The organism is Candidatus Marivariicella sp. (genome assembly GCF_983056325.1).
Genome location: NZ_CEZOWA010000030.1, coordinates 1 through 8,276 on the forward strand (window position 1 = coordinate 1; position 8,276 = coordinate 8,276).

Consider the following 8,276-nt stretch of genomic DNA (forward strand, 5'->3'; position numbering starts at 1 on the left):
ACGATATTTTAGGAAATGTCTTTCAAAATTTCTGTATCGGGAAATAATTACGTTTTATTAACTTTTATGAAGATTATTTTTAATTGCATTGTATTTCAAATTCAGTCCAATCCTTTCCATTTGTTGGTTGATTGAGAAAGTAAAAGCATTTAGTAGTTCCGTCAGGAAACCTTATACTCTTTTTAAAGGCGCTTGGTATATGAGCTCCTGTGGAAAGTATTTGGTGATTATTTTCAAAAACAACATCTACTCTAACACTTAAATCTCCTTTGGAAGCCCAATTTCTTACTTTTCTTTCCAATTGAGCCCATTCATATCTGTTAAGGTTATTATGCTGTAAAGTGCAGTTTAAAAAAGAAAATGTAGCATTTAAATTCGCTTCAGTATCAGAAAATGCTGCTGCAGGAGCAAGATGACCTTTATCCCAAATATTGTTTTTATAATCTGCATTATTTGATGTAAACACAGTATCTACATTATAAAAATCACGTCCCTTTCTATTAAAGTTTTTTTTGATCTTTCTTACTTTATATTCTATCCAATTTGGTTGTTCATATACCTCATTGTATGAAACTGTAAATATCCTATCCTCTATAATATAATTTTCATTTTTTTCTTGACCGTAAGAAATTAACGATTTAAATAATAAAAATAAAAGAAGATTTTTCATGTCGCTTAAATTTATGAAATAAGCTTAACTAAACGCATACTTAATCATGTTTGATTAATTAAACATTGTTATCTTTAAAAATTGACTTTAATAATTAAGTCAAAGTAGCTAATGTATGAACAGACTCCTAAGTAATATATTCAGAAGAAGCCTTGGATATCTTCCTTTTATATTATGCTTCATTCTTTTGACAAACACAAATTCTTTTAAGAGCTTTTCTTTGTTGAATGGTTTAATTCAGATTCTTCTTTTCTTATTTGTAGTTTGTATTCCTGCTTACTTCACAAAACGAATGTCCTATGTTGACATTGCATGGCCATGGGGGCTTGTTTTGATATCATTTTTAGTGCTAATTCATGGAAATGGTTATTGGTTAAGAACATATTGTGTTGCAGGAATGTACTTTTTTTCTGGATTGAGGATGGGCCTAGGAGCTTTAATATTGTTTAAAAAGGGGTATTTAAATTCTGAACTTTCAAGATATCAGTTTCAAAGAAAAAGATGGCGAAAATTAGAATATGCAAATGAAACTATTTCACTTCAGTATGAAATATTAATTCAATGTTTTGCAAACACAACTTTTTTGGCTCTACCCGCAATAATTCAAGTCTTTAATCCCCAAGAGCATCTCTCTTTATTAGAAGTGTCAGGATATATTATTTGGGTTTTATTCTTCATAATGGAGCATTTAGCTGATTTTCAAAAGCACAAATTTTTAAAAAAATGTTTTTTAGAAAAAAAGAAAGCACAAGTTTGTAATGTTGGGTTATGGAAGTATTCTAGACATCCTAATTATTTTTCTGAGTGGATGATTTGGAACGCGCTAATTCTATCTTCACTTCCTTCTCTATTTTACCTATTGGCTAATGAGAAATTATTATTGTGGATAGGATTATTAATTTCACTAATCTACATCTCTAGGCTTATGTATACAACGCTTGTTTATTATACAGGAGCTATACCATCAGAATACTATTCTTTAAAAAAGAGACCCGATTACAAAAAATATCAAAAAACGACTAATATGTTTTTTCCAGGTAAAACCAAAATAATTTAGTTGATGAAACATTTAAACTCCTCTTTTAAACTTCCCAATGGAAGTCATTTACAAAATAGAATTGCAAAATCTGCAATGAGTGAAAATATGGGGACGTTAAAAAATGCACCTACTAAAAATCTTATAAACGCCTACAAAATTTGGTCAAAAGGTGAGGCTGGCTTACTAATTACTGGAAATATAATGATTGATTCCAATGCTATTGGTGAGCCACGAAATGTAGTAGTTGAAGATTATTCTAATTTCGGATTACTTCAAGAGTGGGCGAAATCTATACAAGGAACTGGGACACATATTTGGCCACAACTTAATCATCCTGGACGTCAGGCATTCGCAGCAATAAATAAAAAAATAGTTGGTCCATCCGCAGTTTCTTTAAAAATGGGAGGAGCATCAGCTATGTTCAAAAAACCGACTCCATTATTAGAAGATGAAATATGGGACATAATAAAACGTTTTGGAAATACAGCAAAAATAATGAAAGAAGCTGGATTTACAGGCTGTCAAATTCATGGTGCTCACGGTTATTTGGTGAGTCAATTTCTATCTCCTTTAAGTAATACAAGAAATGACAAGTGGGGAGGTTCCTTGGAAAATCGAGCACGTTTTATAAAAGAAATATATAGAGAAATAAGAGATCAAGTTGGAAAAAAATATCCTATTGGAATTAAAATTAATTCAGCTGATTTTCAAAGAGGAGGTTTTACAGAGGAAGAATCAATGGAAGTATTACGGATTTTATCTAATGAAGGAATTGATTTAATTGAAGTATCAGGAGGAACTTATGAAAAGCCAGCAATGGTTGGTCATAAACAAAAGAAAAGTACTAAAAAAAGAGAAGCATATTTTTTAGATTATGTAGAGAAAGCAAGAAAGATAACAGATAAACCATTAATGCTCACTGGGGGGTTTAGATCAACTAAAATAATGGAACAAGCATTAATTGAAGATAAACTTGATATAATTGGATTGGCAAGGCCCTATTGCCTATATACTAATTTAGCTAAAGATGTTTTATCTGGAAAGTTAAAACATTTAAAAACCCCACTCCCCTCGTCTGGAATTAAAATTTTAGATAGATTAGGAGGAGTTGAATTACCTTGGTATGAATTACAAATACATAGAATCGGAGAAGGAAAAGAACCAAAATTAGAATTAAGTGGTCTGGCAGCGATTATTTTTAGTTTAAAAAATATTTTCTTTAAATCATTTATTAAAAATTAAATTATTTCTATTTTATTTTAAACGATTGTATTTTTTTAAAACATCAATAACTAAGTCATGAGGTAGAGCATATACAATATTTCCATTGACTCCCTCCATAGTTTCAGCAGCAACCATGGCGTTTATAATTGCTTCTTCTACCACCTGAACAGTTGCTTCAAAAAAAGGAGTAATTAAATCATTCGAAAAAGTTTTAACTGTAGTTGTATCGTCTCGATTGAAAGCATTTTCATTAGCAGTAGAAAACGCTAGAAAAATATCTCCAGATCCATTGCTTCCTCTCCCTCCTACTAAACCTATTCCCAAAGGGATTCTCTGTGAAATTCTTTTTAATTGATGTGGTAAAAACGGAGCATCTGTGGCTAGTACAACAATTATAGACCCATCTCCTTCCTCAATTCTAGATTTTGGTGGCCCATTGTAAACAAAGTTTAGTGTGTCTTTCAGCTCAACACCTACTGGAACTCCAGCTATAGTTAAATTCTTTTTACTTCCAAAGTTTGATTGTACGATTACACCAACAGTATAGATTGAATTTTTAATTTTTAATATTCTTGATGAAGTACCTGTCCCTCCTTTGAAACCCAAACACCTCATCCCTGTTCCTCCACCAACATTTCCCTCATCAATTTTACCTCCTGATGCGTTATTTATAGCTTCTTTTACATTTTCTTCTTTTACATGAAAACCGTATATGTCATTTAAAAATCCATCATAAGTTTCACCAACAACTGGATATGTGTACCACCAGTCTTCTCCACTATACCAATCTGTATCTACATACCATTTTAAAATTGCATCTCTAACTACTCCAACACTATTTGTATTGGTTATCATAATTGGGGTTTCAAGAAACCCAGATTCAGTTACCCAAGTAGTCCCTGTCATTTCTCCATTTCCATTAAGGCTATACCAGTTAGCGAAGACAGGGCTAAACTTCTTTGCTTTACCTCTGGGAAATATTGCAGTAACCCCTGTTCTTACAGGTCCTTTTCCAATAATATTTTCATCACTATTAGATATAATAGTGCTATAACCGACCTCAACACCTTTTACATCAGTTATGGAGTTATTTATTCCAGTTTTACCAATAAATGGGATACCCAAGTCTCTAGCTCTTGGTTTTTGAGCCTGAGACTGGCAGTAAATCAGTATAATAAAAACACAAACTAGTCTTTTCATTATTCTTGATTTTTAATGTATTTATCTAATGCTTTTCCAAACTCTTTAATTGCAAACTTTGTAAAATAATAAGTTTTGGCTTCTCCATCGATTCTTAATTCTACAGGTGAAAATTTACCACTTTTAATTTCATACATTTTGTTTAAGATGGTTTGCCTCGTCTTTAAAACATAAAACATATCGTCGTGAAGAGATCTTATCCCATCTATACTTTTTAAAACCGTAGATTTTTTTCCATTACGAATATAGTTGAACTCCACACCTTGAGTCCATATTGAACCATCAGAATAAAATGCAATTTCAAAGGTTCTATCTCCATCAGGACCTACATATGATTTCCAAATCAAGTCCTGTCCAAAAGAAAAAGAGGAAAAAAATAATAGAAACATATATAATTTCATGATTTTATAAAATAATGGCATTTTTAAAATTATTCAAATGATTTAAAATTTCTTGTGAAACAAAATTAAAAGAATCTTGAATTAACCAATGAGAGGAATTAATCTTCTTAAGATTATATGAGGACTTTATATACTTTTCTGTTTCGTCTACTGCTTTTTCTCCAATTGCCATATCGTTCTTGCCATAAATCATTAAAGTCGGAACATGTATATCTCCAATTTGTTTGGAACGACTTAAACTTGTGGCTCTGTACCAGTTTAAAGCACTTTTTATAGCATTTTTTTGACTAAATACCCCAATATAGCTATCAATCTCACTTTTATCACTACTTGTCCATAATCTTTTTAAATTTACATAGTTAAATAACTTGAAATAAATCTCTGGTATAAATTTAATTTTAAAAAGGTACATATAGTAACTTTTCTTACCTTGAACTTTATCATTGCTTATTGCATCACCAAAAGCATCTGTATGTGGAACAGAAAGTGCAGTATAGCTTATTATTTTATCTCTTTGAGACGCACTCAAACCCCATCCTATTGCCGCTCCCCAATCATGCCCTATTAGATGAAATTTTTCTTCCTCAAAAGCATTAACTATATTTATTATGTCCTGAGAGAGATTCTCAATCGAATAATCCTCAACTTTTGAGGGTCTAGCGCCATTACTATATCCTCTTTGATCAGGAGCTATAACCTTATACCCATTTTGAACAAGCACTTTAATTAAATCTTTCCACATTCGTGAAGTTTCAGGAAAACCATGAAGCAAAACAACTGTATCTCCTTTATTTTGAAAACCTCCGACTCTACAAGTAAATATTAAACTTTCACTAATTTTGACATCTGCAAAACTTTCGTCATTATCTTCATAAAATGATATCTCTTGTCCCTGCATATATTGAAATGTGATTAAAAATAGAATAACAAAATTTAATTTCCTCATAATTACTTGGAATTATAAATTTTTAATAGACAATAATAAGCTTTAAATTTGATACATAAAATAACAATTAACTCACATATGAAAAAATTAATTTTAATGCTTTGTTCCATAACTATCATTAGTTGCGGAGAAAAAAAGCAAAATGAAAATACTCTAAATAAAACTGAAAATCATTTTGGAACAATAGAGAAAGGCGATCAAAAATCATTAGCAGCCCAAAGCTTTTCAAAAGCATATATTGCTAACGATTTAGCAAGCGTATCAGATTTGTTTACTGAAGATGCAAAAATTATGATTAACGATTCTGATATAAATTTTGACCAATTGGTTGCAGGTTTTTCTGAAGGCTTTAAGTATTATGAAAATATTCATCACATGGATACAGATACATACACTATGTATTATGATGATGGTGAAATTTTTACCAACTATTGGTACACCTGGCATGGTAAAAATAAAAAAACTGGAGAAGATCTTATTGTACGAGGATATTCATGGATGAAATGGAAAGGTGATAAAATCTCTGAAATGTACAATGCATTCGACCCTACTGCATATAACGCAGGAATGTCTGATTAACATCTTTCCTTTGAACAAAAAATCCTTCTAATTTTAGAAGGATTTTTTTTGCTGTTGTAAAAATTATTTAGAGTACTTTCTTATTCTTTTAATTTTATTTCCATCGAAATACTCTACATATTTTTTATTTTTTAAGATTTGAAAATATTGAGTCTTCTTTGAAGTACCTACAATTCTCCAGTATACTCTATTTTCTTTTTTGTCATATTTAATTGATTCAACTCCAGATCTAAATCCACCATCGGGTATTTCAAAAAACATTAAACCATCAGAATAAGTAAAGTAAAAACATTCTTTATCTATTCCCTCACACCATTTTCCATCTAGGTACTTGTTAGGATCTAAATCTTGATTAAAATTTAAAAAAGCTAAAATTATAATTAATGTCTTCATGTTCTTTAATTCAAAGCCCTAAAATTAAATATAAGTTTTTATAAAACCAATGTTTTTAAATTTAATTAGTTTGAGGAGCAACAAATGTTTTGAAAAGATAATCTGAATTTGCGTTACCTGCATGACTTGCTATTCCCCTAGTATAGGGATTATTGATGTTTAAAGGAACAAAACCAACATTTTGAGAAGTAATAGTTATTTCCATCGTATAAACTTGATTAACATCAACTAATAGTCCTACACTGCTAAGATCATAACTAATGTATTGTTCACCAATGTAATTTCCATCATCATCTCTATAATCAGGAGTTAAAAGACCTGAGCTTGTGGCTAAAAGAGTTCCGCCATTTCCTTCACCTGAATAAATTTTAAATGTTACTGATTGGGGTTCAGATTCTGTAACAGGATTTCCCATCTTCCATTGAAATTCAGTTAATTTTCCTTTAACTCCAACAGTGAATGACTGCCATTGTGTTAGACCTCCTGCGCTCCAACCTCCAACTGTTTGACTTTGATCAACAGCAGAACTTCCATATTGGGGACCCTCATTAACAGTAATTGTTCCTTGTACTGTCTGGTTAGTTGATCCTGCTGAAACACTTATACTATAGTTATAGGTTCCAGAGCTTGTAGCTGTTCCAGAAAGTGTAGCTATATTATTAACTAGAGACAAACTTATTCCGGGTGGTAAATTACTTGCTTGTGCATCTAGTGGTCCACTATAATTTGTTGAATATGTATATACAATATTTGTAATTGAATTGGTTGCTGTAACTGTCTGAGTTTGTGAACCACTAGTTAAGGTAGCGGATAAACTCGGAGCAATCGAAGTAATAGTTCCGTTTAGTGTGGTAGAACTTGTTTGATTATAAGTGAGATTTGTCGATACAACTTGAATTGAGTAATCATAAGTCCCTTCTAAAGCAGGAGCTCCCGATAAGTTTATTGTATTCTCTGTAAAGGATACAATTAATCCTGGGACAGAATTATCGGTATAAGACATTGAATATGTAGTATCTGAACAAGCCGAAGATAAAATTATTTCAGTAGGAATTATAGGAGATCCTATTGTTGTTGTTTGAGTTAGCGCTCCAGAAGATAATGTGGATTCTGCATTACAAACTATACACTCTGTAAGATACTGCGTTGATTCATCTTTTAACCAATCAGATGGAATATTAGCTAATTGACTTGTGCTTACTTGAATACAAGACAGGTTTGCGGTTTGACTACCGGCATATAATGTTGTGAGTTTATTATTGTTTGAGACATCCAATGAATTCAGAGGATTATACATTACATAAAGACTTATAAGATCGGGACTATTAGCTACGTCCAATGAAGTTAATCCCAAAACTTGTAGTTCTAAAAATGTAAGCTTGGCATTATTAGTAAAATCTAATGATGGAATTTGATTAGAGCTTGCGTAAATTGACACAAGTTCACTGTTGTTTGAAACATCCAACGAAGTAAGCTGGTTTGCAGTTAAATATAAAGACTTAACATTTACATTGTTTGATAAATCAATTGAAGTAAGACCTATATTTCCAAGAGCGATTCTATCAAGTGACACATTGTTTGTTAGATCAATAGAGGTCATTTTATTTGTTTGTCCAGATCCAGTAAATCCTAATTCCAGATTAGTTAAGTTAGTATTTGACGATAAATCTATAGAGGTTAAGTTATTACCACTAATAATTAATTTGTTTAGTAAAGTGTTATTTGATAAATCAATTGAACTAATACCATTATCATTAATAATCAAGTCAGTCAGATTCACATTGTTGTCTAAATCTAATTCAGTTAAGTTATTTGAGTGAACGG

General features: G+C 31.2%; 9 protein-coding genes. 3 read left to right on the forward strand and 6 right to left on the reverse strand.

The window, feature by feature from the left end; genetic code table 11:
* Positions 1 to 79: 79 nt before the first annotated feature.
* Entirely contained in the window at positions 80 to 670 is a 591-nt protein-coding gene (locus AC3ATN_RS08120; RefSeq protein WP_487532775.1) for a DNA/RNA non-specific endonuclease, read from the reverse strand.
* A gap of 115 nt (positions 671 to 785) precedes the next feature.
* Between AC3ATN_RS08120 and AC3ATN_RS08125 the strand changes: the two genes are divergently transcribed.
* Positions 786 to 1,727, forward strand: coding sequence for a DUF1295 domain-containing protein (locus AC3ATN_RS08125; RefSeq protein ID WP_487532776.1), 942 nt, complete (start codon positions 786 to 788; stop codon positions 1,725 to 1,727).
* A gap of 3 nt (positions 1,728 to 1,730) precedes the next feature.
* Positions 1,731 to 2,951: an NADH:flavin oxidoreductase/NADH oxidase family protein gene (locus AC3ATN_RS08130; RefSeq protein WP_487532777.1), complete on the forward strand. Its 1,221-nt coding sequence runs from the start codon at positions 1,731 to 1,733 to the stop codon at positions 2,949 to 2,951.
* Between the two features lie 12 nt (positions 2,952 to 2,963).
* Here AC3ATN_RS08130 and AC3ATN_RS08135 read toward each other — a convergent pair whose 3' ends face one another.
* From AC3ATN_RS08135 to AC3ATN_RS08145, 3 genes are read right to left on the reverse strand one after another with little or no spacing between them, the layout of a single operon-like run.
* The gene (locus AC3ATN_RS08135; protein WP_487532778.1) at positions 2,964 to 4,133 is read right to left on the reverse strand and encodes a DmpA family aminopeptidase; all 1,170 of its coding nucleotides are present in this window, start codon (positions 4,131 to 4,133) and stop codon (positions 2,964 to 2,966) included.
* Complete coding sequence (locus tag AC3ATN_RS08140) at positions 4,133 to 4,522, reverse strand: hypothetical protein (RefSeq protein WP_487532779.1); 390 nt, start codon at positions 4,520 to 4,522, stop codon at positions 4,133 to 4,135. Before AC3ATN_RS08140 ends, AC3ATN_RS08135 begins: the two co-directional genes overlap by 1 nt.
* Before the next feature lie 16 nt (positions 4,523 to 4,538).
* Positions 4,539 to 5,480, reverse strand: coding sequence for an alpha/beta fold hydrolase (locus AC3ATN_RS08145; RefSeq protein ID WP_487532780.1), 942 nt, complete (start codon positions 5,478 to 5,480; stop codon positions 4,539 to 4,541).
* Between the two features lie 78 nt (positions 5,481 to 5,558).
* On the opposite strand from AC3ATN_RS08145, the gene AC3ATN_RS08150 reads away from it, so the two are divergent.
* Entirely contained in the window at positions 5,559 to 6,059 is a 501-nt protein-coding gene (locus tag AC3ATN_RS08150; protein ID WP_487532781.1) for a nuclear transport factor 2 family protein, read from the forward strand.
* 63 nt (positions 6,060 to 6,122) lie between these two features.
* Here AC3ATN_RS08150 and AC3ATN_RS08155 read toward each other — a convergent pair whose 3' ends face one another.
* Positions 6,123 to 6,452 (reverse strand): hypothetical protein, encoded by a 330-nt coding sequence (locus AC3ATN_RS08155; RefSeq protein WP_487532782.1) that lies wholly within the window; start codon positions 6,450 to 6,452, stop codon positions 6,123 to 6,125.
* 61 nt (positions 6,453 to 6,513) lie between these two features.
* On the reverse strand, positions 6,514 to 8,276 hold a 1,763-nt coding region (locus tag AC3ATN_RS08160), incomplete at its 5' end, for a leucine-rich repeat domain-containing protein (protein ID WP_487532783.1).

Coding starts and splice junctions, on each gene's coding strand:
- AC3ATN_RS08120 (WP_487532775.1), bottom strand. CDS start 670: ATGAAAAATCTTCTTTTATTTTTATTATTTAAATCGTTAATTTCTTAC.
- AC3ATN_RS08125 (WP_487532776.1), top strand. CDS start 786: ATGAACAGACTCCTAAGTAATATATTCAGAAGAAGCCTTGGATATCTT.
- AC3ATN_RS08130 (WP_487532777.1), top strand. CDS start 1,731: ATGAAACATTTAAACTCCTCTTTTAAACTTCCCAATGGAAGTCATTTA.
- AC3ATN_RS08135 (WP_487532778.1), bottom strand. CDS start 4,133: ATGAAAAGACTAGTTTGTGTTTTTATTATACTGATTTACTGCCAGTCT.
- AC3ATN_RS08140 (WP_487532779.1), bottom strand. CDS start 4,522: ATGTTTCTATTATTTTTTTCCTCTTTTTCTTTTGGACAGGACTTGATT.
- AC3ATN_RS08145 (WP_487532780.1), bottom strand. CDS start 5,480: ATGAGGAAATTAAATTTTGTTATTCTATTTTTAATCACATTTCAATAT.
- AC3ATN_RS08150 (WP_487532781.1), top strand. CDS start 5,559: ATGAAAAAATTAATTTTAATGCTTTGTTCCATAACTATCATTAGTTGC.
- AC3ATN_RS08155 (WP_487532782.1), bottom strand. CDS start 6,452: ATGAAGACATTAATTATAATTTTAGCTTTTTTAAATTTTAATCAAGAT.